The sequence below is a fragment of the Pectobacterium sp. PL64 genome (assembly GCF_022477975.1).
In the GTDB taxonomy this organism is placed as follows: Bacteria; Pseudomonadota; Gammaproteobacteria; order Enterobacterales; family Enterobacteriaceae; genus Pectobacterium; species Pectobacterium jejuense.
This window is the reverse complement of sequence record NZ_CP092070.1, coordinates 289080-313734: the sequence shown is the minus strand read 5'-3', so window position 1 is coordinate 313734 and position 24655 is coordinate 289080. Positions and strand designations below refer to the sequence as shown.

Genomic DNA, 24655 nt, shown 5'->3' with positions numbered 1-24655 from the left:
CTACTCATTACTATTCACTTTCATTTGACGAGAAAATGGGCAGGATAACGACATATTCTCTCAACTCTGAGCCATCGAATGACGGAACGCCCTCGCCTCATCGCCCTATCAGATACGCTGATTCTTGCTCTTTTCGGGACGATCGTGCTGGCGTTAGGAATGGGGCTTGGGCGCTTTTTGTATACGCCGATGCTGCCTGTGATGCTGGAGGAAGGTCGCTTCACCTTCGGCCAACTGTCCTATATTGCCAGCGCGAACTACGCCGGTTATCTGTTCGGTAGCCTGTTTTTCTCTTTCAGCCGCCGCGCCTCAACCGCTCAACCGGTGTTCCTGTTGTTTAGCGCTGCCGCCGCAACCGGCGTTTTACTCTTCGCGATGGCTCTGACCACCAATACGACGCTGGTCATGATCGTTCGCTTCCTCGCCGGGATCGCCAGCGCGGCGATGATGATCTTCGGCTCTTTGACTATTTTGCACCACACAAAGCATGTGCACGTTATCGCCTCGCTCTATGCTGGGGTTGGCGTGGGGATCGTATTGGGCAATGAATACATCATCATCGGGCGGCATTACGCCCTCACTGCCGAACTATTGTGGTGGGGAGCGGCGCTGATCGCCGTACTACTTCTGCTCGCCTTAATCATTCTTTCACCGCATAAATCCACCGTCGCACAGCAGCCGACGGTCAATGCTGATGAACCGCCTCAGCTTGGCTGGCGACGGCTTGCGCTGCTGTACGGACTCGCTGGCTTCGGGTACATCATCATCGCCACTTATCTGCCGTTGATGGTGATCGCACTGGACATACCGCGTTTATCCCTGCATTTATGGTCGCTGGTTGGGCTGGCGGTGATTCCTGGCTGTTTTTTCTGGCTATGGGCAGCCAGCCGCTGGGGAACGCTACCCTGCCTGACGGCGAACCTGCTCATTCAGGGAAGCTGCGTCCTGTTGACGCTGTTCAGCCACTCTCCCGTGGCATTGATATTCAGCTGTATCGGCTTTGGTGCTACTTTTATGGGAACGACCTCGCTAGTGATGCCCTTAGCCAAGCGGCTACACGTGCCACATGGCATCAACCTGCTTGGGCTCGTGACGCTCACTTACGGCATCGGCCAGATTCTTGGCCCGTTGCTCACCAGCGCCCTAACGAATACCAACGCTGTCGCGCCAGCGATCCTGTGCAGCGCAGCAGCACTTTTCATCGCGGCAGGGCTCTGTTTTCCCTACCGTCGGCCACAATCCTAATCCCGGAGAACCCATGCCATACGTCAACATCAAAATCACCAATGAAGGCGTCACCGCTGAACAAAAACGTCAGTTGATTGAGGGCGTGACCCAGCTGCTGGTCGATGTGCTAAACAAAAACCCCAAAACCACCGTAGTGGTGATTGATGAGGTCGAAACGGACAACTGGGGAATCGGCGGCGTGCCGGTGACGGAATTGAGGAAGGCCAGCAAGTAAGAAAGCGAGTGATAAAGAATGGAAAGGTGCCACGCTATTCCGACGTAATAATCGGTGGCACCCGTTTTATATCCCCAACATCGTATCAATCAGCAGATACATATTCAGGGAAACCACCAGCACGACAATAAGCTGCCCGATGCGCTGAACCCATTTGCCGTTGACCATCGTCCCCATCAGTTCACGGTTGCCAGTGAAGGACAGCAGCGGAACCAGCGCCAGCGCAATCCCGAAGCTCAGCACCACCTGACTCAGCACCAGCACTCGCGTCGGGTCCATACCGGACAGGATTACGATAAACGACGGCAGCATCGTCACAGTGCGGCGCACCCAAAGTGGGATATGGAAGCGTACGAATCCTTGCATCACCACCTGGCCCGCCAGCGTGCCAACGACGGTAGAAGACAGGCCCGCAGCCACCAAACTCAGCCCGAAAATGACCGCGGCGGCTTTACCCAACAGCGGCTCCAGCGTGAGGTAGGCTTTATCCAGATCGGCAATATCTTGATTGCCGCTGAAATGGAACGCCGCCGCTGCCGTCGCCATCATGGCCAGATTGACGAATCCGGCGATGGTCATCGCAATCGCCACATCGACTTTCGTTGCCGAATAACGCTCGGCACGGGTATGGCTACCTTCATGCTGTGTCAGGGAGGAGTGAAGGTAAATCACATGCGGCATAATGGTCGCCCCCAACACGCCAGCGGCCAGCAGCACGGCATCGGAGGTTGGCAGGCTAGGAATCGCCATGCCTTTGGCTAACGCAGACAGCTCAGGCTGAGAGAAGACCAGTTCGACAATATACGCCGCGGCAACAAACAGCAGCAGGCCGCCGATGACCATCTCCAGCGGCTTCTGCCCGCGCTGTTGCAGCATTAAAATCAGGAAGGTTGCAATGGCGGTGAGGATCGCGCCTTCCAGCAGCGACACGCCCAAGAGCAGTTTGAAACCAATCGCCGCACCGATAAACTCGGCCAGATCGGTCGCCATCGCAATAATTTCGGCTTGCACCCAATACGCCCAAACGGCCGGACGCGGAAAGCGATCGCGGATATGTTCCGCCAGGTTCTTACCCGTTGCGATCCCCAATTTGGCAGACAGCAGTTGGATCAGCATCGCCATCAGGTTCGCCCACACCACCACCCACAGCAGCGTATAGCCATAGGCCGCGCCAGACTGGATATTAGTGGCAAAGTTACCCGGATCGATATAACCAATCGCCGCGATAAACGCCGGCCCCATCAGAGAAAGTTTGACCTTCCTTGATGTGCGGCTTGTTGACTCAATAACACGGCTACCCGGCATAGTATGACCCTTCTAACACTGGTGTTATATTACTCTCACAAAAACGATAATGATTATCAAGTGCATTTAGAGTGGTAATACCAATTCTTTTGATAGCTAATGATGATGAGTCATTCAAAACCTAAAAAACATCTTTTTTATCAAACAAACCTTAACAAAATATAAACAAAAAACCCCATGCGGAAGCACGGGGTTTGGAATGAAGATACGTTGCACATGATGGTGCGTAGAAAGCAAATAGTGCGTAAAAGCAGAAAGAATCAGTCTTGTGCTTTTGATACCGCGACCATCGCCGGACGCAGTAAGCGACCGTTCAGCGTATAGCCTTTTTGCATGACCATCATGACATGGTTCGGCTGGTGATCGGCCGAAGGTAGCATCGTCATTGCCTGATGTACTTCTGGGTTAAACGGTACGCCCACATCACCTACAACCTCGATGCCAAACTTGCGTACAGCATCCAGCAACGATTTCAGCGTCAGTTCAACACCTTCAATCATCGCGGCCAGTGATTCGTTGGATTTGTCCGCCGTATCCAGCGCACGTTCCAGGTTATCGATCACTGGCAGCATTTCGCTGGCAAATTTCTCTACCGCAAATTTGTGCGCTTTCTCAACATCCATTTCCGCACGGCGGCGAATGTTATCGGCTTCAGCACGGACGCGAAGCATATTGTCACGTTCACGCTGTTGCAGTTCGCTCAACTGGGTTTCCAGCTCGGCGATGCGCGCATCACGCGGGTCAGCTACGTCTGCCGTCTCTGGCGCGGCATCCGCTTGCTGCCCTTTTGCTGCTTCCTTTTGATCCAGGACTTGCTCGTCAGGCGTTTTCTGTTCTTTACTACTCATGAAATTCTCCGCGGTTTAGCATTAATCTCGCTAGTTGCTTATTATGGGGATCAAAATCGGGGATTCAAGGGAACCAGTCATATATTGGTTCCAGCCGCTGCCGATACACCACGCTGAGGACAAAAACAGCAATGAACACACCGCTTACAATGAACAGGCCGTTTAATTGTATTGGCATTGTCGGCCATCCGCGCCACCCAACGGCGCTAGCAACGCATGAGATGCTTTATCACTGGCTCACCGACAAAGGTTACTCGGTTCTGATCGAGCAGCAGATCGCCCGTGAGTTGAATCTAAAAGACGCACCGACCGCGAGCCTTGCCGATATCGGCCAGCAGGCGGATTTAGCGGTTGTCGTTGGCGGTGATGGCAACATGCTCGGCGCCGCGCGCGTGCTGTCGCGCTATGACATCAAGGTGATCGGTGTGAACCGTGGCAACCTCGGTTTTCTAACCGATCTCGACCCTGATCAGGCGCAGCAGCAGCTTTCTGACGTTCTCGACGGCCATTATTTGAGCGAACAGCGTTTCATGTTAGAAGCGCACGTTTGCCGCGCAAACCAGCAGGACAGCATCAGTACCGCCATTAACGAAGTGGTGCTGCACCCCGGAAAAGTCGCACACATGATTGAATTTGAAGTCTATATTGACGACAAGTTCGCCTTCTCCCAACGCTCAGACGGCCTGATTATCGCCACGCCTACCGGCTCCACCGCCTATTCCCTTTCCGCTGGCGGCCCGATTCTGACGCCGTCACTGGATGCGATTGCGCTGGTACCCATGTTCCCGCATACGCTGTCTGCACGACCGCTGGTCATCAACAGCAGCAGCACGATTCGGCTGAAATTTTCCTGCATTACCAATGACCTGGAAATCAGCTGCGACAGCCAGATTGCGCTACCAGTACAGGAAGGCGAAGAAGTCCTCATCCGCCGCAGCGAACATTACCTGAACCTGATTCACCCAAAAAATTACAGCTATTTCAATACGCTAAGCTCAAAACTCGGCTGGTCAAAAAAATTATTCTAAAATTTTACCCAGCTACTTTACTGTATATAAAACCAGTTTATACTGTATGCAATCACATGTGATTATATACAGGAGTTTATCATGCTGGCGCAACTCACTATCAGTAACTTCGCCATCGTGCGCGAATTAGAAATCGATTTTCAGTCAGGAATGAGCGTAATCACCGGGGAAACCGGTGCGGGGAAATCAATTGCGATTGATGCCCTCGGTTTATGTCTGGGAAATCGTTCTGACGCCAGCATGGTCAGACCGGGCGCTGCCCGCGCCGACATTTGCGCCCGCTTTGCGCTGGCGGATACCCCGACGGCGCGTCAGTGGCTGGAAGAAAACCAGTTAGATGACAGCAACGAATGCCTGCTACGCCGCGTTATTAGCGCTGATGGCCGCTCGCGCGGCTTTATTAACGGCACCGCCGTACCGCTGTCTCAGTTGCGTGAGCTCGGCCAGCATCTGATTCAAGTGCACGGTCAGCATGCTCATCAGTTACTGCTACGCACCGATCATCAAAAACACCTGCTGGATGCCTATGCCGATGAACCGAAGCTGCTGATTGCGATGCAGCAGGTTTGGCATCAGTGGCACCAAAGCTGCCGCGCACTGGCGCAACTGCAACAGGCGGCCATTGAGCGCGAGGCCCGCCGGGAACTGCTGCAATACCAATTAAAAGAGCTAAACGAATTCGCCCCACAGCCCGGCGAATACGAGCAAATTGACGTTGAATATAAGCGTCTGGCGAATAGCGGTCAGCTACTGACAATGAGTCAACAGGCCATGCAACTGCTGAGCGAAGACGAAGAGCAGAACATCATCAGTATGCTGCACAGCGTAAAACATCAGCTTGGCGAACTCATCAGCATGGATGACAAACTGTCTGGCGTGCTGTCCATGCTCGAAGAAGCAGGCATTCAGCTTAGCGAAGCCAGCGATGAACTGCGCCACTACAGCGAACAAATGGATCTCGACCCGATTCGCCTGTATGAACTGGAACAACGTCTATCGCGTCAGCTCGCGCTGGCACGCAAGCATCATGTTGCTCCAGAGGCGCTCCCTGCATTCCATCAGCAGCTATTGGAAGAACAGCAACAGTTGGAACAGCAGGAAAGCGACCATGACGCGCTTAGCGCTTCCGTCGGCGAATATCATCAGCAGGCGTTGCACCTTGCAGAACAGCTGCACGTGCGCCGCCAGCACCACGCCAGCGAACTGGCACAGCTCATCACCACCAATATGCGTGAGCTGGCAATGCCACACGGCCACTTCACCATTGATGTGAAATTTACGCCAGACAACCTGACAGCCACCGGTGCCGACAGTATTGAATTCCGCGTGACCACGAACCCCGGACAGCCGCATCAGACGCTGGCAAAAGTGGCCTCGGGCGGTGAGCTATCTCGTATCGCGCTGATTATTCAGGTGATCACCGCGCAGAAAATGGACACACCAGCAATGATATTCGATGAGGTCGATGTGGGTATTAGCGGGCCAACCGCCGCCATCGTCGGCAGAATGCTGCGCCAGCTTGGCGAATCTACGCAAGTGATGTGCGTGACGCACCTGCCACAGGTCGCGGGCTGCGGTCATCAGCACTTCTTCGTGAGTAAACAAACTGACGGCGCAGAAACGGAAACCCTGATGCAACCGTTGGATAAACGTGCTCGGCTACAAGAACTGGCACGTCTCTTGGGCGGCAGCGCCGTCACCAAAAATACGTTGGCAAATGCCAAAGAACTGCTGGCAGCCTAAAATCCACAACCGACAAGGGCGAGAAAGGTGCATCACGGGTAAAAAAGCTCAACTTTTTTACCTTCCTGAGGTCATACAATCGCCTTGCAGGTTTCCAAGTCCTGCAAGGTCTATTATCATCGGCAACCTATGCCCTTAAGGAATGTAATCACTATGCGCTGTAAAACGCTGACTGTCGTCGCCGCGGTGGTTGTTATGCTGACTGCCGGTTGTTCCACACTGGAAAAGGTGGTCTATCGGCCGGACATCAATCAGGGAAACTATCTGGCACCGGCTGACGTTGCGAAAATTCACACCGGCATGACCAAACAACAGGTCGCTTATACGCTGGGTACTCCTATGATGCAGGATCCGTTTGGCAGCGATACCTGGTTTTACGTCTTCCGCCAGCAACCTGGTCATGAATCGATAAAACAGCAGACATTGACGCTGACCTTCAGCGGCAGTGGCGTGTTAACCAACATCAACAACAAACCCGCGCTGGATTAATGCTTTCAATGCCGTTCGGCTGAATCAGGATGAACGATTCTGACAGCCAGAGGCGGCGCGCTAAGACGAAGCCCACAATGGGTGGAGTACTTGAAGGCAGCCAACGCATACGCGGCTTGATGTATGACGGGTATAACAGCAGGCAAATCTGAACACTTCAGGTTTGCCTGTGTTTTTTTGTAAGGGCATTTCGATAGGGACGCTCAGTAAAACGTCATGTGCCGTTTAGCGTTACCGATCAGGATTTGCTCTTAGCACGCTCTGCACGCTGACGACGTAGTTCTTTCGGATCGGCAATCAGCGGACGATAAATTTCCACACGGTCCCCCTCCTGCACCACATCGGCCAGCTTCGCCGCGCGGCTGTAAATACCGACTTTATTCACCTGTAAATCGATGTCATGGCGCAGTTCCAGCAGGCCCGATGCCACAATAGCCTGCTCAACCGTACTGCCTTCTTCCAGCTTCACCGTACGTAGATACTGGCGTTCCGGCAACGCGTAGACCACATCAACCTGCATTGCGGACACTGTAGACCTCTTTTGCTCGCTGCGTGAAAGCCTGCACCATATTTCCTGCCAGCTCCTTGAATACTTTGCCAAAAGCGAGTTCAATCAAGGCATTGGTGAATTCAAATTCCAGATGCAGTTCGACTTTACAGGCATCGGCGCTCAGCGGCGTAAAATGCCAGTCGCCACCCAACTGACGGAACGGGCCATCGACCAGCTGCATATTGATGTTCTGGTTGTGTGTCAGCGTATTACGTGTGGTAAAGGTCTTGCTGATACCGGCTTTGGAAACGTCCACTGCGGCGGTCATCTCCCCTTCTGAGGAGGAGAGCACGCGGCTCCCCGTACAGCCCGGTAAAAACGCGGAGTAGGAAGCGACATCATTCACCAGCTTGTACATCTGTTCAGCGCTGAACGGCACCAGTGCGGAACGACTTATCTTTGGCATACTATTTTCCGTGATTCATAAAACGCGCAAAATAATAGCACTGATAGCCCGACAGACAAAAATTCTGCGAAGCTTATCGCACGATATCATTAACCACGACACGGACGCACGGCGGGGATTTCATTCCCAATGACATCCAGTATAATGACGGCACTATGACAAAGAAAAAAGCATACAAACCCGGTTCCGCCACCATTGCGCAGAACAAACGCGCCCGTCACGAATACTTCATTGAGGAAGAATTTGAGGCCGGCCTTGCGCTGCAAGGATGGGAAGTCAAATCACTGCGCGCAGGCAAAGCAAACCTCAGCGACAGCTATGTCACCTTCATGAACGGTGAGGCTTACCTGTTTGGCGCAACGATCACGCCACTGAATGTGGCTTCATCACACGTTGTGTGCGATCCCATACGCACGCGCAAACTCCTGCTCAACAAGCGCGAGCTGGATTCACTGTTTGGCCGCGTCAGTCGCGATGGCTACACGGTCGTCGCACTATCCATGTATTGGAAAAATGCCTGGAGCAAAGTCAAAATCGGCGTGGCGAAAGGTAAAAAAGATCACGACAAGCGTGATGACATCAAAGAACGTGAATGGAAGTTAGACAAAGCCCGTATCATGAAGAACGCCAATCGCTAAGCCACTGGCTTAACAACGGTAAGTTCTGATATACTGGCGACAGTTTCTTGGGGGCTGATTCTGGATTCGACGGGATTTGCAAAGCCCAAGGTGCATGCCGAGGGGCGGTTTGCCTCGTAAAAAGCCGCAAAAAAATAGTCGCAAACGACGAAAACTACGCTTTAGCAGCTTAATAACCTGCTTTGAGCCCTCTCTCCCTAGCCTCCGCTCTTAGGACGGGGATCAAGAGAGGTCAAACCCAAAAGAGATCGTGTGGATGCCTTGCCTGGGGTTGAAGCACTAAATCTAATCAGGCTAGTTTGTTAGTGGCGTGTCTATTCGCAGCTGGCAAGCGAATGTAAAGATAGACTAAGCATGTAGTACCGACGGTAGAGTGGTTCCGGACGGGGGTTCAAATCCCCCCAGCTCCACCAATTTAGATTCCGGTTATTACCAGATAAGGCCGGAAACGTGAAAAAGCCGCTAACCGCAAGGTTCAGCGGCTTTTTTATGTCTGTAACAGTCCGACGATATTCGCCTGAATCCGGTGACTATTGGTATACGTTTAGGCCTACGAAAGCAGGACATACAGGCTAATCTTGAGCTGAAAGATGAATCAGACGCTGACTGGCTGCCCAAATGTGAGTCGGCGAGGTAGACACCAGAAACGACAAAAACGGCTCCAGCCAGTTTTTTACGTCACACAAACACATCAATAATTAGATGCCTCTAATCGTATAACCATTTCCCTGCTTTAGCTGACTCAATAATCATCCCGACAGTGAGCGGTTTTAACGCTTGCGATAGTGGTTTCTTTTGCCAGATAGGATACTCATATTCAAAATAATTTCTTCCCTCGAAGTTTGAATAATCAATATTAAAATGTCCAAATACATCGAGAAGAAAATCGTGAGCATCTTCCGGTAGAAACTGATAATCATCCTGTAACGTCCAGTCTTTAGTGACTTGCCTAATACCGGATTTAAACCAATGTTCCCTAATAGGGTAACGCTCCATGAGGTATTGAATAACCTCATTTTCGATATCTCTTTTGCTCATCAGAAATACGTCCATTCAATGCGGTCTTCTGGCCTAGCGATCAGGTTATACTGTCTACGAGTGTCCCTTGCTACCCATTGCATTATAGCTATCAATTGGACGTAGCCTATCCATGGAATATAACGACCAACAAAAGAGGCGATTTTATTCGTAGGAACCATCTTCAATGTCGCAAGGTTTTTTCCCATAGGCGTGAGCGGTCTTAACCCATAAGGGAAGCGTAAATCTCTTAGCAAAGCTCGTGATACTCTGGAAGCAACACTCGTTCCGGGCGTCGCTGTAGCTGCGGATAGTTTTCCTGATACCGGGAGATAAGGTTGCCCAGAGAGGATGAGCGCCGCCGCTGTAATCTCTAAACCGGTTACTGCTTGATAGTAATACGTTTGATTAAGAGCTAAATTCACATTTATACCGTGATGTTGCTGCTTTTCTGATTAAGTGCTAAATTCAGTATCAAATATCATACTTAAAAGAGGCTGATTATGTCCGTGCAACCTATCCTTGCAAATGCAGCCGTGAGTATCAGCGACTTTAAAAAGTCGCCCAATGCCGCGCTTAAAAAAGCTAACGGCAAACCTGTAGCCGTGCTAACCAATGGCCGTATCTCTGGCTATTATGTTTCCCCGGAAACATGGGAAGCGCTGGCCGATTATCAGGAAGATATCGAACTTGCCAAAATCGCCCGTTCCCGGATGAAGGGGAAACGTGTGAAGGTCGATCTGGATGAGTTATAAGCTGGAGTTTGAAGAGCACGCGCTGAAAGAATTTAAGAAGCTGGGTGCGCCCGTGCGGGAGCAGTTCACCATAAAGTTGAAAGAGGTTTTACAAAATCCCCACGTTCCCGCCAACCGACTTCATGGAATGGCTGACTGCTACAAAATCGAACTTCGTTCCGCTGGCTATCGGTTAGTGTATCAAGTACTTGAGCATGAGATCGTGGTGCTGGTTTTAGCTGTGGGCAAACGGGAACGCTCAGACGTTTATAAAACAGCGAAAGACCGACTATAAACGCGGATGTCTTAAACTCGCGGCTTCCTTGCTATGCAGCATACCTACCATCAAGGTGATGAGTAACTCGTCACCTGCTGACCAACTCATCACACATTGATCTATTGATTATTAAAAATAAAAACCTTTGGTGAAGAGGGTGAACAGCTTTGTGCAAAATCTTTTTATTTGGCGCGTAAAGAATTGAGTGAAAATTGATCTCATTTTACCTCACATACTCATCGTAACTTTTCGTAGGCTCACGTTTAGGCCTATTAATAATAGCCTTAACCCACACTTAAAGTTTAAATATCAAAATGTTATATTGAATTTTCAGATTCCCCAGCGATTCCGGTTATTACCAGATAAGGCCGGAAACGTGAAAAAGCCGCTAACCGCAAGGTTCAGCGGCTTTTTTATGTCTGTAATTTGTCCTGAGAAGTCTGAAGTGAACTAATTAAATCCGAACCTTTTAGGCACCTCAATAAGCTTTATTGTTTTTGAGGTGCCTAAAACTATGGAAACCCAGCAATGGCAAGACAAACCAAACCTCTATCCGTTAAAGAAATCGAAGCCGCCAAACCTAAGGAAACGGATTACGTTCTCTATGATGGCGATGGCCTTGAGTTACTTATAAATCCAGCGGCAGTAAAATCTGGCAGTTTCGCTACATTCGCCCTGTCGCCAAGAAATGCGCAAAGAAGAGCATTGGCCCCTACCCGTTAGTTATCCTTGCCGATTATATCTATATCGCAGAATCTGTATGAAGAACTATCAAAGAACTGAGGGAAGTTATTCACACCATCATATAGAAAAGCCTTTGAGCGTCCAATGAAGCGAGCTGATATTGATTTGCCAGATGGCCAATGTACCTATGTGCCACGACGCACATTCGCCAGCTACTTCATGATGAACGGCGGAAACATACTTGTACTTAAAGAAATTTTAGGTCATGCCGATATAAAGATGACTATGATTTATGCCCATTGTTCACCAAACTATCATGAAGATACTGTAACTAAAGATCCGCTTACTATATTAGGTATATAAAATGGCCACTCAAAAAACAAACAATGACACAGTAACTGAATTACTAGAAAATCTTTTCTCTGATGATTATTTAAATCCGCCATTTGAATTAAAAAAAGATATTGTTTATGATTTCAATGAGCGCTGTAACAAATACATTGAGATGATAAAAAAATACGCAACAAGCAACAACACAAAATTCCGCATTGATATAGCTCTGGAGCGAATAGAGGCGCTAAAAAACGATATTGAAAAATGTCTAAAACACTTTTTATCTGGTGATATAAAATCAGCTTATGAGAAATTTGAAGAATGTTTAGGGCAAGAGAAAATAAAACAACACATTCAATACATATCAATACCACTAAAATCCATATGTAATGAAAAACAGCCATTATACCGCGTAAGAAAATCAGACTCACCATTAGAAAAAAGAAACGAGATTTTTCATATTCCTTTTTCAAAACGACATCTTGTTAGCGCACAACGGTACTCCATTGCTGGTCTTCCTTGTTTATACCTTGGGACATCACTATATGTATGTTGGCAAGAAATGAATAAACCAGATTTTGACAAACTTTACATATCTTCATTTGTAACAGAAGATGAAAAATCAAGAGTTCTAAATTTCGCGCCAAGTTTACTAAATGAAATATATGAATATGACGATTCACCTACCACACTAACACAAAAGAAAGGATCGTACCTTTTACTTTGGCCATTAATTATCGCATGTAGTTTTATAAAGAAAAACGCCACATCTCACTTCACACAGGAATATATAATACCAAATTTATTAATGCAATGGATTAGCCAACGGATTCAATCTTCAATTGTTGGAATATCTTATTTTTCAACTAGAATGAAAAAAACAAAAGATTCACGACTATCTATAAATGTAGTATTTCCGCCTAAGTCGACATATAAACAAACATCAGAAAACAATTATAGTCCAAAACTATCTTCATTATTTAATTTTACTCCCCCTGTTTCTTGGCAGGTGCTGAAGACTTTAGATTATCAGATTGATGGTAGCAAAACTCAGGCACAGCTTGATGCAATGGAACATCTCAAATTCAGAGAGAAACGGTTTGGAATTATTGATATTGACGAAGATCTTGTGAAACTTTATCCCCTCACTGATTTTTACAAGTTAGAGGTTTGTCTAGACAAAATATTCGACTATGACAGAATTGATGCAACCGAATGATGATACGTAGTGACACTTTGGCGGCAGAGCATTAAAAATGCATAAAATGGACAAACACCGATAACACTAACATACTGTTTTAAATCTAAAAATTTCTTTCATTGTGGTAAAAATAGTATGCAGGGATTTCGGATGCGGGTTCAACTCCCGCCAGCCCAAATCCCCGAACCATAACAAGTAATCCTATTGATCCTTTACGCCATCAAGTCATGTAAAATACCAACAAAACACGCTGTTGATACAGGTCATGGATAGATGCACCGTCTTTATAAAAAAACGATAACTTATTTATTGTCGAAGGATTTTCTTGTTACCCTCCTCGTCTTATCCATCATGCTATCTATTTTCTGGTACATGCTTTGGGCCTCGCAGCTGTCACGTCGTACGATACTGATCGATACACTCCCTGACTTCACCATCTACCTCACCTTTGGGATCGTTCTGGGGCTTATCTTTGCTGGCCGTGCGCTCTATTCTCGAGCGGTAAAGAAGAAACTAAAGCATATGCTCGAAATGTTCCTGTATGGCTTTGTGTTGGGATTTCTTTCTATCGCGAATATTTTTGATGTGTACGTTTATCTGTTCCCCGATGACGTGATTAATTACACATCCGATTATGAGATTGTTTTTCCTGGGCCATCCACAGGGAAAAGTAGTCGTTGTGAAGCGGGTTTATGGATTAGAGATGTCCATACTGGTCAGTTGAAACAGCTATGTACCAATAGAGAAACGTTATTTAAAAAAAGAAGGCAAGGAATGGATGCGTTATGGATCACCGCGCGAGTCAATGAACTCGGCACGTATATTGTCGATTATCGGTTTACCTACAAGTAGCGCTCACCTTCAAGGTCGCCAATTCCACCGTATTATTGGCACATTTAGTAAGGTTAATAGATTAAAATGCCGGAAACTCGCTCAGGTCGGTTTTCGGTATGCAATGAACATCAGCTCCCCGCCGAAATGAAATCATCCACTGGGATGTATTTCCTGTTTACACGTTTGGACATCACCGATAGCGCAATTTTACATCACGAAAGCAAATAATAACAATTTGTTATAATTTCAAGTGTAAATTAACGTCAGTTTTTCAAACGTGAACTGGATGACAATGTGCGTTCCAATTTACGTCCAATCACTGGTGATAATACGAATACCGGAATGTTGATATTCATTTTATACGACTAAAAAGAGGTGTTACTGCTATGTTCAGAAAATTATCTCTCCTGAAGATCGTTGTCATTTTTGCTATTTCTCCCTTTGCATTTGCCAAATCAGACATACTGCGTATCGGCGTCGATTTAACGTATCCCCCTTTTCAGAGCATGGATAAAAATGGTAATCCATCGGGATTTGAAATCGAGGTAACGGATGCTATCTGTAAATCGGTAAATGCAAAGTGTGACTATATCGTGAACACGTTCGATTCCCAGATTCCCGCCCTTCTCGCCAAAAAAATAGACGTCATTGCGCCACTTGGCGTGACACGTAAGCGAAAGGAATCGATAGATTTCAGTGACTATGTTTTCCACGTTCCCACCAAGCTGGTCGCAAGGAAAAACTCCAATCTTCTTCCCCAAGCTGAACTGCTGCGCGGGAAAAATATCGCAGTACAGCAAGGCACCATTCAGGAAGCCTACGCCAATAAATATTGGCTACCCGCCGGGGTGATTGTTAAAAACTATCCCGATCAGGAAGCTATTTATGAGGATTTACAGTCAGGAAGAGTGGAAGGCGCACTGTGCCCATCGGTTGCCGTCGCGTTTGGATTTTTAAAAACCCCACAGGGTAAAGATTTTGAGCTAAAAGGCCCGGAAGTAACCGATGCGGATTTATTTAGCCTCGGTTCTGCATACGGTATACGCAAAGACGATACGGAAACAAAACAGCTCATCAATCAGGGGCTGAAAGATATCGTTCAAAAAGGCATCTATGCGAAAATACAGAAACGCTATTTTGGCGATATCGATTTAAGCGTGAAGGAATAATATCAGGCGCGGTTAGCAGATTATTTTCATGCTCAACTGTTCTCCCTGACCTATCAGAAGGCGGGGAGACTTCATAGAAATGCCCGTTTATTGCTGAACTCCGTACCAGCGTCAGCAACAGAATGTTGATAAAGAGGGCGAGCGCTATTGACCCCTTTTCTGTTATTATCGCGCGTTGGAAAATAGCGATAGGTATGTGAATATATATCGCTTCACATCACCGCTCTCAATGTCGCTTTTACAGTGAATTACACGCAGGAGAAACCATGAGCCTTCACCTCTGGCTGGCTTATACAGGCATCATCATCGCCCTGATTGCCATTCCGGGCCCATCCGCCTTGATCAGCATGTCGCACGGTTTACGCTACGGCGCTTCACGCGCGACCGCAACCGTACTCGGCGGCGTCAGCGCGGCAATGATTCTGATGTCCTGTTCAGCATTGGGGCTAGGTGCCATCCTCGCTGCGTCAACCACCGCTTTCATGGTATTAAAAATTATTGGTGCGGTTTATCTCATCTGGTTGGGCATCGCGTCATGGCGTTCTAAGGATATGAGCACTGCGGAGCAGGACGTGCAGGAAGCCTCGGCTCCGGGCTGGTTTCCACTATTCCGCAAAGGCTTTCTGGTCGGGATCAGTAATCCGAAAGATCTGCTGTTTTTCGCCGCGCTCTTCCCCAATTTTATCGATACCAGCGCCCCGCACGCCTTGCAGCTCATCATTCTCGCTGTGACCTGGGCGGTCTTCGATTTCAGCATCATGTTCATCTATGCCTGCACCGGCCGTCGTTTATCGGGCCTTTTCTCCAACCCGCGCCGCATCAAGCTGTTTAACCGCTCGACGGGCGGGATCTTTATTCTGGCAGGCACCACGTTGGCGGCGTCAACGCGTTAATTGACTGGCTCCTGCTGCCTTCAGGCTGGCAGGAGCGACACCGTTACGATGCCGTGACAAAATCAGCGATGCCCTTCTCGTCCATCCGATAGCGAACCCACTCATCCTGCGGCTTCGCGCCAATGCTCTTATAGAAATCGATCGCGGGTTGGTTCCAGTCCAGCACGCTCCATTCCAGTCGTCCGCACTGTCTTTCCTGTGCAAGACGTGCAACCTGTTTCAGCAGCGCTTTGCCCGCTCCCGCATTACGATACGCCTGCGCAATGTAGAGGTCTTCCAGATAGATGCCATATTTCCCCAGCCAGGTTGAGTAGCTCATGAAGAAAATTGCATAGCCAACAGGCTTGCCATCAATCTCGCAAATCAGCGTTTCAGCCGTCGCTCCTTCGCCAAATAACGAGCGCTCAATATCCTCAAGCGAGGCCAGCACTTCGTGGCGCGCTTTCTCGTACACGGCAAGCTCGATAATTAAATCCAGAATCACGCTCGCATCTGATTTCTGCGCGGGGCGGATGACTATATCCATAACGGCTGGGTTCATAAGGGCTGGGTTCATAACGTCTCTCTTCTCCGGTGCTAATTTTTCCAATGCTAACCATGACCAAGACTTGCCATGCTACCGGATTAAAAATACTGTATGAACTGCATTCTCTACAGCGACTGATGAACATCATGCATCTGGATTTACGACGTATCGATTTAAATTTACTGGTGGTATTTAACAGCGTGTACCAGCATCGATCCGTCGCCGCAGCGGCAAAAGAGCTAGCGATGAGCGCATCAGCGGTCAGCCACGCGCTGACGCGTTTGCGCAATACGTTTTCCGACGAACTATTTTTTCGGGTTGGCAACACCATGCATCCGACCGTAGTGGCGGACGATATTGCAGAGCCGATCGCGGAAAGTCTGGCGCTGCTGATGCAAGGTCTGACGCCGCGTCCACGCTTTAATCCCGCCCGCAGCACGGAAAGTTTCACCTTTTCCATCACCGATTACACCGCATTCTCGGTGTTTCCAACCCTGATGGCGCACATGGAAAAGCTGGCACCCCATATCAAATTCAATCTGGTTTATTCGCCGCAGAAGGTCGCGATTACGGATTTGCTGGCAGGGAAAATCGACTTTGCTCTAGGGTTCACCGATATGACGCAATCGGAGAACAGGGAAATTGAGGAGATAGACTGGATTGAAGACAGTTATGTCATCATCACCGCCGCTGATTATCCGTCAGGCGAGGCGCTGACGCTGGATGATTACCTCGCCGCCCGACATCTTGTCGTGACGCCCTGGAATGAGTCACGTGGGGTAATTGACTACGCGCTGGATAAGCTCAACAAGAAGCGCCATATCGCACTAAAAACGCCATCCATGATGAGTGCGCCGTTTATCATCGCCGATTCAAAGCTGATCATGGCATTACCACGCAACGTCGCGACAATCTTTGCGCAACTCCTGCCGTTACGGATTCACGCCTTGCCTTTCACCGTGCCACCCTATCGCGTGAAGATATACAGCCATCGCCGCAATAGCCGTTCGGAAGCCAGCCAGTGGATTAAAAACCTGTTACACAGGCTGGTGACACATCCCATAACGAACGGATAGCGGCGATAGAAAAATCACAAGCCTGGCTGTCTGATTATCGGTGCTGTTCCGGTAGCAATCCGGTAGCAAAGTATTCTGGTATTAAATGCCGAGAGCGTCAGCAACCTGCTCGCTTTCCACTTTGGAAAAAGTGGCGTAGGTCAGCGCATCAAGCAATGCGGCACGATCGATCGTCGGATAAATCTCCGGGCTCTGCAAAAGCTGGCCGATTTCATGGGCGGTGAGTTGGGGATAAATGACGTGTAATGCAGTGGCAATGTCACGGGCGGCGTAACACAGTTTGCGTAGAATAACCGCAATCTGCTGGTGTGTTATCTCATCCTGATACACGGTATACAGCACATCGGCGATTAATGTCGACGTCAAAATCGAAATACGGGACACCTCATTAGCCCGTCCACCCAATGCCTGGAGGATGTGTTCGACGGCCTGTTCTGGCGTTTTTCCCTGCGCCTGTTGTGAAGCCAGTACGGAAACCAATTTATTTTTTATTTCATCATTTGCCATCGTTCGGTTCCTTCATACATTGATTACAGATGTTATTTTAGTATAAGCACGCTACCTGTCATGGCACTAATGAGCAAACAAAATCATGCGGCGATACCCTTCAATAGGTACAAAAAGACATCAATACGCGCTGAGGTGTATGATATGCCCAACTTTAGGAAACGCGGACCTCCTAAAGCCGGTGCCGCGTGTAGATGTAGATAGAATAGAAAGCCAACTCGCATGCGGCTTGAAGTGTGACGGGGATAAAACACAGTTTGATACAACTCCGCATACATCGTTCCACCCTCTTTTTTCCTGAAATGCGATAATCACCCGATAAAAATCGTATTTTCGTTTATGCCCAATCATTTTCATCGCCCAAAAAGACCATGTAAAATGAAAGGCTTAGTGAGCAAGAAGGCTATAAGTCATGATCACCACCGACGGTAATAACGCAGTCGCCTCCGTGGCCTGGCGCACCAATGAAGTCATCGCCATTTATCCCATCACCCCCAGTTCCAGCATGGCTGAACACGCGGCCGCCTGGTCGAGCGACGGCGGGCTGAATATATGGGGAGATACGCCCCGCGTTGTTGAAATGCAATCGGAAGGCGGCGCGATCGCTACCGTCCACGGCGCATTGCAGACGGGCACACTCGCCACCACGTTCACCTCATCGCAGGGTCTGCTGTTGATGATCCCCACGCTGTATAAGCTGGCCGGTGAGCTAACCCCGTTTGTCCTGCACGTCGCTGCCCGTACGGTTGCGACGCATGCGCTTTCTATCTTTTGCGATCACTCGGACGTCATGGCCGTGCGCCAGACCGGTTGTGCCATGCTGTGCGCCAGCAATGTGCAGGAAGCACAGGACTTTGCGCTGATTTCGCAAATCGCCAGCCTGAACAGCCGTTTGCCGTTTATCCATTTCTTCGACGGTTTCCGTACTTCACACGAAATTAATAAGATTGAGCCGCTGAGCGATGACGTGATCCGCCAGCTTCTGCCACAGGCATCCATTGACGCACACCGTGAGCGAGCGCTCACACCGGAACGTCCGGTGATTCGTGGTACCGCCTCTAACCCGGATACTTTCTTCCAGGCGCGCGAAGCAACCAACCGCTGGTATGACGCGGCTTATGAACACGTTGAGCAGGCGATGAACGATTTCGCCGCTGCGACAGGACGCCAGTACCAGCCGTTTGAATACTACGGCCACCCGGAAGCGACCAAAATCGTCGTCCTGATGGGTTCTGGCGTCGGCACATGCGAAGAAGTGATCGATACGCTGCTGACGCGCGGCGAGAAAGTCGGCGTGGTGAAAATCCGCCTGTATCGTCCATTCTCCGCCAAACATCTACTGGCCGTTATTCCGCAAACGGCGAAGAGCATCGCAGTGCTGGACCGCACGAAAGAGCCAGGCGCGCTGGCAGAACCGCTGTATCTCGATGTGATGACCGCGCTGGCCGAGGCGTTCTCCGCAGGTGAGCGTTCACTTATGCCACGCGTGATTGGTGGCCGTTATGGGTTGTCTTCCAAAGAATTTACCCCGCAGTGCATACAGGCGATCTTTAATGAGTTAGCGCTTGCTAACCCACGACCGCGCTTCACTGTCGGGATTTATGACGACGTCACCAATCTGTCTCTGCCGCTGCCGGAACAGCATTTTCCCAGCGGCGCATCGCTCGAAGCCCTGTTCTACGGTCTGGGCAGTGACGGCACCGTTTCTGCGACCAAGAATGCGATCAAAATCGTCGGTGAAACTACGCCGATGTTTGTGCAGGGCTACTTTGTCTATGACTCGAAGAAAGCCGGTAGCCTGACCGTTTCCCACATGCGTGTGGGCCCGCACCCGATCAATTCAGCCTACCTGATCGATCAAGCCGATTTCGTCGCTTGTCATCAGTGGCAGTTTATCGACAAGTACAGCATGGTCGAACGGCTTAAGCCCGGCGGCGTTTTCCTGATCAACTCGCCGTATAGCAGCGACGATCTGTGGCACCGTTTGCCGCAGGAAGTGCAGGCAGGACTGAATCAGCGCAATGCCCGCGTGTACTGCATCAATGCCGCCAAGATTGCCCGCGAGTGTCATCTGGGCGCGCGCATCAACACCGTCATGCAAATGGCGTTCTTCCACCTGTCACAGATTCTGCCAGCCGATGTCGCGGTGGAAAAACTGCGTACCGCCATCGCCAAGAGCTACGGCAGTAAAGGTCAGGAGCTGGTTGAGCGTAACTGGCAGGCGCTGAGCGCCACATTGGAAGCGCTGGCAGAAGTGCCGCGGGAAGCAGTCAACCCAGACAGCCCGCAGCGCCCGCCGGTGGTTTCCGACGCCGCACCCGATTTCGTCAAGACCGTCACGGCCGCGATGCTGGCTGGCTTGGGTGATACGCTGCCCGTCTCCGCCCTGCCGCCCGATGGCACCTGGCCAACCGGCACCACCAAGTGGGAAAAACGTAATATCGCGGAAGAGATTCCGCTGTGGCAGCCGCAGCTTTGTACACAGTGTAACCACTGCGTCGCCGCCTGCCCGCACTCGGCTATTCGCGCCAAAGTCGTCCAGCCTGATGCGATGGAAAATGCACCCGCTTCACTGCAATCGCTGGATGTGAAAGCACGCGACATGCGCGGTCAGAAATACGTGCTGCAGGTCGCCCCGGAAGACTGCACCGGCTGTAACCTGTGCGTGGAAGTTTGTCCGGCCAAAGACCGTCAGAACCCAGAAATCAAAGCCATCAATATGGAATCCCGTCTGGATAATCTGACGGCGGAGAAAGAGAACTACGATTTCTTCCTGCAATTGCCGGAAATCGACAAATCCACGCTGGAGCGTATCGATATCCGTACTTCTCAGCTGATTTCGCCGCTGTTCGAGTACTCTGGTGCCTGTTCCGGCTGTGGCGAAACGCCGTATATCAAGCTGCTGACCCAGCTCTATGGCGATCGTCTGCTGGTCGCGAATGCGACGGGCTGTTCATCTATTTATGGCGGTAATCTGCCCACCACGCCGTGGACGACTGATGCCAACGGCCGCGGTCCGGCCTGGGCTAACTCGCTGTTCGAGGATAACGCCGAATTCGGTCTGGGCTTCCGCCTGAGCGTCGATCAGCACCGCCAGCGTGCCGTTCGCCTGCTCAACAAACTGGCACCGCAACTGCCGCCGGATCTGGTTAACGCGTTGCAAGAAGAGTCCATTGTGCCCGATCTGCGCCGTCAGCAGATTGAACAGCTACGTGGGTTGCTGGCAGCTATCAATGATAACGACGCCAAGGTGCTGGCGAGCGAAGCCGACCACTTTGTCGATAAATCTATCTGGCTTATCGGCGGTGACGGCTGGGCGTACGATATCGGCTACGGCGGGCTGGATCACGTCATGAGCCTGAGCGAAAACGTCAACGTGCTGGTGCTGGATACGCAGTGCTACTCCAACACCGGCGGACAGCAGTCTAAGGCGACGCCGCTGGGCGCGGTCACTAAGTTTGGCGAGAAAGGCAAACGCAAAGCGCGTAAAGATCTCGGCATCAACGTCATGATGTACGGTCACGTGTATGTCGCGCAGATTTCACTGGGCGCGCAGCTGAACCAGACGGTGAAAGCGATTCAGGAAGCCGAAGCCTGGCCGGGCCCATCGCTGATTATCGCGTACAGCCCATGCGAAGAGCACGGCTACGATCTGGCATTCAGCCACGATCAGATGCGTCAATTGACGGCAACGGGCTTCTGGCCGCTCTACCGCTTCGACCCACGTCGTGCCGAAGAAGGGAAAGCTGCGCTGGTAACTGATTCTCGTCCGCCATCAAGCAGCCTGAGTGAAACGTTGATGAAAGAGCAACGCTTCCGCCGCCTGAATAGCATGATGCCGGAAGAAACCGCGCAGCTCTATGAAGAAGCGGAACTGGATCTGCGTCGCCGTTTTGACTTCCTGACGATGATGGCAGGCAAGGCAGAGAAAAACCCGCAGGAATAATCGTTCCGCCCAAACCGGCTTCGGCCGGTTTTTTTATGGCGTGCCATCCTTGGCCGCCACCCTTACGGGCCGTTGCTGATGCAACGTTAAAAATTTCTCCCGGAAACTTTTTATGGCTTGCCATCCCTGACCGTCACCCTTACGGGCCGTTGCGTTTTCCCTTACCCAAACGAGGTTGAATACCGAAGAATCCAGCGCGGATAGTCCAGTTTGTCAGGCATGGTAAAGAGGGGCTGACAAGACGCAAGTTACCTTATACTTTATGAGATTATTCGCTCGTTACGGTGTCAAACCGCTCTCAACGTCGCAGAGGACGAAACATGAAAGGAAAGTTCGCACCATCGCAGATTGCATTGCACTGGCTGGTTTTTCTGTTGCTCGTTGTGACTTATGCCACCATCGAGCTACGCGGGTTTGCTGAACGCGGTTCGCTGCTGCGTACCGTGATGATTGTGACGCACTTTAGCTGCGGCGTAGCCATACTGGTTCTTATGCTGGCTCGCCTGTTCTTGCGCCATCGGCATACCTCGCCCGCCATTACGCCACAGCCCCCTCGCTGGCAAAGTGCACTGGGTTCGCTCACCCACGCCGTTATTTACCTACTGTTTATCACGCTGCCGATACTGGGCGTTGCCTCGCGCTATTACAGCGGTCGGGACTGGATGCTTTTTGGTATCGGCATGCCAACAGCCGCGACGCCGAATTTCGACCTGGCTGAAATGCTGATTGGCTGGCATGAAACGCTGGCACCATTAGGCTACTGGCTCATTGCCGCGCATACCGCCGCCGCCCTTTTCCATCACTATGTTATGAAAGACAACACGCTGCTGCGCATGATGCCAGCCAAGCGCGATTAATCGGGCCACGAAGGAGCAAGCATGAAAGTCGCACTGGGACAATTCGCCGTTGACCGCGAGTGGCAGCAAAACGCCACGACCATCACTGAGTTTATGTCGTCAGCACAGCAAAACGGTGCCGACCTGCTGGTGCTGCCCGAAGGCGTACTGGCTCGCGATATCACCAATCCCAACATGGTGCTCACTGCGGCCCAACCGCTTGATGGCCCGTTTATCTCGCATTTGCTGGAAGCCAGTAAAGGCAGCAATCTGACGACCATGCTGTGTGTGCATATCCCGAATGGCGAAGGGAAAGTCTGGAACACGCTGCTGGCACTGCGCGACGGCGAGATCGTTGCTCAATACCGGAAGCTGCATCTGTACGATGCGTTTTCCGTACAGGAATCGGAAAACGTACTGGCAGGCGAAGAGGTTCCACCGCTGTTGAGCATCGCCGGGCTGAACGTCGGGCTGATGACCTGCTATGACATTCGCTTCCCCGAGCTTGCACGCCGCTTGGTGCTGGACGGCGCAGACGTACTCGTTCTCCCTTCTGCCTGGATTAAGGGGCCGCTGAAAGAAGCGCATTGGGAATTATTGGTGCGCGCCAGAGCACTGGAAAACACGACCTATCTCGTCGCCGTTGGCGAGTGCGGCGTCAAGAATATCGGCAACAGTATGGTGGTCGATCCTTTAGGCGTTGTCGTGGTTCAGGCACCGGAAACACCGGCTCTCATCTATGCCGACATTGACCCAGAACGGCTGGCGTATGCCCGTCAGATTCTCCCGGTACTGGCTAATCGCCGCTTTCAAAAACCCACGTTAGACGGGGAAAATTGAGTCGCGGTTCACTCTAAACTGCTTACTTTCTCATTCATGCGCCAAAAAGTGTGATTAGTTACACATGTTGTTTCCCTCGGAGGCCATTCTGCACATATAATGCGCATCCGGTCGTCATGGCGACCCTAGCAGACCAGCCTCCTGATTCGGGGGGTGCATTTACCACTCAAATAAAGAAACGAAAATGAGTATTCGCGCGATCTTTACTTTAGTTCTTGCAGCCGCCGCATTCAGCCAGGCCGCTTTTGCCGTTGTTTATCCTCTGCCTGCGGCTAACAGCCGACTGGTAGGCGAGAATATCGAAATCACCGTACCGGAAGACAGCACACAGCCGTTGGAACATTTCGCAGCACAGTTCCAAATGGGCCTGAGCAACATGATGGAAGCCAACCCAGATGCGGACGTTTACCTGCCGATTCCCGGCAGCAAAATGGTCATTCCTCATCAGTTGATTCTGCCAGATGCACCGCGTGAAGGCATTGTCATCAACAGCGCAGAAATGCGTCTGTACTACTATCCGAAAGGCTCCAAGACTGTGGTCGTGCTGCCAATCGGCATTGGTGAGTTAGGTAAAGATACGCCGATTAACTGGACAACGTCTGTTCAGCGCAAGAAAGCGGGCCCAACCTGGACGCCAACCGCGAAGATGCACGCAGAATATGCGGCACGCGGTGAAACCCTGCAAAAAGTTTTCCCAGCTGGCCCAGATAACCCAATGGGGCTGTATGCGCTGTACATCGGTAACCTGTACGCGATCCACGGTACCAACGCCAACTTCGGTATTGGTCTGCGCGTAAGCCACGGCTGCGTTCGTCTGCGCGACGATGATATCAAGTATCTGTTCAACAACGTTCCGGTCGGTACGCGCGTTCAGTTCATCAATGAGCCAGTGAAAGCCACCGTTGAGCCAGATGGTTCACGCTATGTTGAAGTTCACAATCCGCTGTCTCGCACGGTAGAAGAATTCCATTCTGATTCTCCGGCACCAATCAGCATGACGCCAAAAGTGAGCAAAGTTCTGGCCGACGCCAGCGTGAACACCAGCGAAGTTGATCAGGCAATCCAGAGACGTTCTGGTATGCCGACCAAAATCAATGGTCTGATCGAACAAGCCACGCCAGCCATTCCGGTTGAATCTGTTGCGGCACCTGTTGCACCAGAAGCACAGCCGCAAGATAGCCTCAATGCCGTGCAAAATGCCGCACCGGTTGAAGCACAGACGACGACCGCAGCTGACGCTAACCGTTCGTAATCACCGATGACGCGTTGGAAACCCATTCAGGTTTCCAACGCGTTTCTCTAATATCCCTACC

Annotated in this window: 25 protein-coding genes, 1 other RNA gene and 2 pseudogenes; 20 read left to right on the top strand and 8 right to left on the bottom strand. The window is 50.6% G+C overall.

Going from position 1 to position 24655, the window contains the following annotated elements:
* Window positions 1-78: 78 nt before the first annotated feature.
* The gene (locus HP572_RS01425) at window positions 79-1245 is read left to right on the top strand and encodes an MFS transporter (RefSeq protein WP_240584574.1); all 1167 of its coding nucleotides are present in this window, start codon (window positions 79-81) and stop codon (window positions 1243-1245) included.
* Between the two features lie 13 nt (window positions 1246-1258).
* Window positions 1259-1462, top strand: coding sequence for a 2-hydroxymuconate tautomerase family protein (locus tag HP572_RS01420; protein ID WP_010282462.1), 204 nt, complete (start codon window positions 1259-1261; stop codon window positions 1460-1462).
* A gap of 66 nt (window positions 1463-1528) precedes the next feature.
* Here the strand turns inward: HP572_RS01420 and HP572_RS01415 are convergent, their stop codons facing one another.
* Together HP572_RS01415 and grpE are read right to left on the bottom strand one after the other, a co-directional pair.
* Window positions 1529-2767 carry an Nramp family divalent metal transporter gene (locus HP572_RS01415; RefSeq protein WP_039281961.1) on the bottom strand — a complete coding sequence of 413 codons (1239 nt, stop codon included), beginning with the start codon at window positions 2765-2767 and terminating at the stop codon, window positions 1529-1531.
* 260 nt (window positions 2768-3027) lie between these two features.
* Complete coding sequence (gene grpE, locus HP572_RS01410; RefSeq protein ID WP_039274982.1) at window positions 3028-3615, bottom strand: nucleotide exchange factor GrpE; 588 nt, start codon at window positions 3613-3615, stop codon at window positions 3028-3030.
* Window positions 3616-3764: 149 nt separating this feature from the next.
* Here grpE and nadK point away from each other — a divergent pair, with 149 nt between their 5' ends.
* From nadK to bamE, 3 genes are all read left to right on the top strand, one after another.
* Window positions 3765-4643 carry an NAD(+) kinase gene (gene nadK, locus HP572_RS01405; protein WP_010282445.1) on the top strand — a complete coding sequence of 293 codons (879 nt, stop codon included), beginning with the start codon at window positions 3765-3767 and terminating at the stop codon, window positions 4641-4643.
* A gap of 81 nt (window positions 4644-4724) precedes the next feature.
* Complete coding sequence (gene recN / locus HP572_RS01400) at window positions 4725-6386, top strand: DNA repair protein RecN (protein ID WP_240584573.1); 1662 nt, start codon at window positions 4725-4727, stop codon at window positions 6384-6386.
* A 153-nt stretch (window positions 6387-6539) separates the two neighbouring features.
* Window positions 6540-6875: an outer membrane protein assembly factor BamE gene (gene bamE, locus HP572_RS01395; RefSeq protein WP_120358274.1), complete on the top strand. Its 336-nt coding sequence runs from the start codon at window positions 6540-6542 to the stop codon at window positions 6873-6875.
* Between the two features lie 238 nt (window positions 6876-7113).
* On the opposite strand, the gene HP572_RS01390 is transcribed toward bamE, so the two are convergent.
* Together HP572_RS01390 and HP572_RS01385 are read right to left on the bottom strand one after the other, a co-directional pair.
* Window positions 7114-7395, bottom strand: coding sequence for an RnfH family protein (locus tag HP572_RS01390; protein ID WP_010282431.1), 282 nt, complete (start codon window positions 7393-7395; stop codon window positions 7114-7116).
* The gene (locus HP572_RS01385; protein WP_010282427.1) at window positions 7385-7831 is read right to left on the bottom strand and encodes a type II toxin-antitoxin system RatA family toxin; all 447 of its coding nucleotides are present in this window, start codon (window positions 7829-7831) and stop codon (window positions 7385-7387) included. The genes HP572_RS01390 and HP572_RS01385 overlap by 11 nt, the downstream gene beginning before the upstream one ends.
* Window positions 7832-7986: 155 nt before the next feature.
* Here HP572_RS01385 and smpB point away from each other — a divergent pair, with 155 nt between their 5' ends.
* A complete protein-coding gene (gene smpB, locus HP572_RS01380; protein WP_010282425.1) occupies window positions 7987-8469 on the top strand; it encodes an SsrA-binding protein SmpB in 483 nt (160 codons plus the stop codon).
* A 50-nt stretch (window positions 8470-8519) separates the two neighbouring features.
* Window positions 8520-8882: a transfer-messenger RNA gene (gene ssrA / locus HP572_RS01375) on the top strand.
* 295 nt (window positions 8883-9177) lie between these two features.
* Here ssrA and HP572_RS01370 read toward each other — a convergent pair.
* Together HP572_RS01370 and HP572_RS22960 are read right to left on the bottom strand one after the other, a co-directional pair.
* Entirely contained in the window at window positions 9178-9507 is a 330-nt protein-coding gene (locus tag HP572_RS01370; RefSeq protein ID WP_240584572.1) for a DUF1493 family protein, read from the bottom strand.
* On the bottom strand, window positions 9507-9917 hold the full coding sequence (locus HP572_RS22960; protein WP_371745343.1) for an STM2901 family protein: 411 nt from the start codon (window positions 9915-9917) through the stop codon (window positions 9507-9509). Before HP572_RS22960 ends, HP572_RS01370 begins: the two co-directional genes overlap by 1 nt.
* Window positions 9918-9989: 72 nt before the next feature.
* Between HP572_RS22960 and HP572_RS01365 the strand changes: the two genes are divergently transcribed.
* The 8 genes and pseudogenes from HP572_RS01365 to HP572_RS01330 all read left to right on the top strand — a co-directional run bounded on the left by HP572_RS01365 (window position 9990) and on the right by HP572_RS01330 (window position 15611).
* Window positions 9990-10241 (top strand): type II toxin-antitoxin system Phd/YefM family antitoxin, encoded by a 252-nt coding sequence (locus HP572_RS01365; RefSeq protein WP_240584376.1) that lies wholly within the window; start codon window positions 9990-9992, stop codon window positions 10239-10241.
* On the top strand, window positions 10231-10515 hold the full coding sequence (locus HP572_RS01360) for a type II toxin-antitoxin system RelE/ParE family toxin (protein ID WP_240584377.1): 285 nt from the start codon (window positions 10231-10233) through the stop codon (window positions 10513-10515). Before HP572_RS01365 ends, HP572_RS01360 begins: the two co-directional genes overlap by 11 nt.
* A 510-nt stretch (window positions 10516-11025) precedes the next feature.
* A pseudogene (locus tag HP572_RS01355) lies at window positions 11026-11234 on the top strand (integrase arm-type DNA-binding domain-containing protein); the annotation flags it as partial.
* 1 nt (window position 11235) lies between these two features.
* Window positions 11236-11544, top strand: a pseudogene (locus tag HP572_RS01350) (tyrosine-type recombinase/integrase); the annotation flags it as partial.
* A gap of 1 nt (window position 11545) precedes the next feature.
* On the top strand, window positions 11546-12733 hold the full coding sequence (locus tag HP572_RS01345) for a hypothetical protein (RefSeq protein ID WP_240584571.1): 1188 nt from the start codon (window positions 11546-11548) through the stop codon (window positions 12731-12733).
* 255 nt (window positions 12734-12988) lie between these two features.
* On the top strand, window positions 12989-13567 hold the full coding sequence (locus tag HP572_RS01340; protein WP_240584570.1) for a hypothetical protein: 579 nt from the start codon (window positions 12989-12991) through the stop codon (window positions 13565-13567).
* A 368-nt stretch (window positions 13568-13935) separates the two neighbouring features.
* Window positions 13936-14718, top strand: coding sequence for a transporter substrate-binding domain-containing protein (locus tag HP572_RS01335; RefSeq protein ID WP_240584569.1), 783 nt, complete (start codon window positions 13936-13938; stop codon window positions 14716-14718).
* A 266-nt stretch (window positions 14719-14984) separates the two neighbouring features.
* Window positions 14985-15611 (top strand): LysE family translocator, encoded by a 627-nt coding sequence (locus HP572_RS01330; RefSeq protein WP_240584568.1) that lies wholly within the window; start codon window positions 14985-14987, stop codon window positions 15609-15611.
* Window positions 15612-15654: 43 nt separating this feature from the next.
* Here HP572_RS01330 and HP572_RS01325 read toward each other — a convergent pair whose 3' ends face one another.
* The gene (locus HP572_RS01325) at window positions 15655-16137 is read right to left on the bottom strand and encodes a GNAT family N-acetyltransferase (protein ID WP_240585818.1); all 483 of its coding nucleotides are present in this window, start codon (window positions 16135-16137) and stop codon (window positions 15655-15657) included.
* A 137-nt stretch (window positions 16138-16274) separates the two neighbouring features.
* On the opposite strand from HP572_RS01325, the gene HP572_RS01320 reads away from it, so the two are divergent.
* The gene (locus HP572_RS01320) at window positions 16275-17213 is read left to right on the top strand and encodes a LysR substrate-binding domain-containing protein (protein WP_240585817.1); all 939 of its coding nucleotides are present in this window, start codon (window positions 16275-16277) and stop codon (window positions 17211-17213) included.
* Between the two features lie 81 nt (window positions 17214-17294).
* Here HP572_RS01320 and HP572_RS01315 read toward each other — a convergent pair whose 3' ends face one another.
* Window positions 17295-17720 carry a hypothetical protein gene (locus HP572_RS01315; protein ID WP_240584567.1) on the bottom strand — a complete coding sequence of 142 codons (426 nt, stop codon included), beginning with the start codon at window positions 17718-17720 and terminating at the stop codon, window positions 17295-17297.
* Window positions 17721-18132: 412 nt separating this feature from the next.
* Between HP572_RS01315 and nifJ the strand changes: the two genes are divergently transcribed.
* The 4 genes from nifJ to HP572_RS01295 all read left to right on the top strand — a co-directional run bounded on the left by nifJ (window position 18133) and on the right by HP572_RS01295 (window position 24594).
* Window positions 18133-21666 (top strand): pyruvate:ferredoxin (flavodoxin) oxidoreductase, encoded by a 3534-nt coding sequence (gene nifJ / locus HP572_RS01310; protein ID WP_240584566.1) that lies wholly within the window; start codon window positions 18133-18135, stop codon window positions 21664-21666.
* Window positions 21667-21986: 320 nt separating this feature from the next.
* Entirely contained in the window at window positions 21987-22523 is a 537-nt protein-coding gene (gene cybB / locus HP572_RS01305) for a cytochrome b561 (protein WP_240584565.1), read from the top strand.
* Between the two features lie 21 nt (window positions 22524-22544).
* The gene (locus HP572_RS01300) at window positions 22545-23342 is read left to right on the top strand and encodes a deaminated glutathione amidase (protein WP_240584564.1); all 798 of its coding nucleotides are present in this window, start codon (window positions 22545-22547) and stop codon (window positions 23340-23342) included.
* Window positions 23343-23526: 184 nt separating this feature from the next.
* A complete protein-coding gene (locus HP572_RS01295) occupies window positions 23527-24594 on the top strand; it encodes a L,D-transpeptidase family protein (RefSeq protein ID WP_240584563.1) in 1068 nt (355 codons plus the stop codon).
* Window positions 24595-24655: the final 61 nt, after the last annotated feature.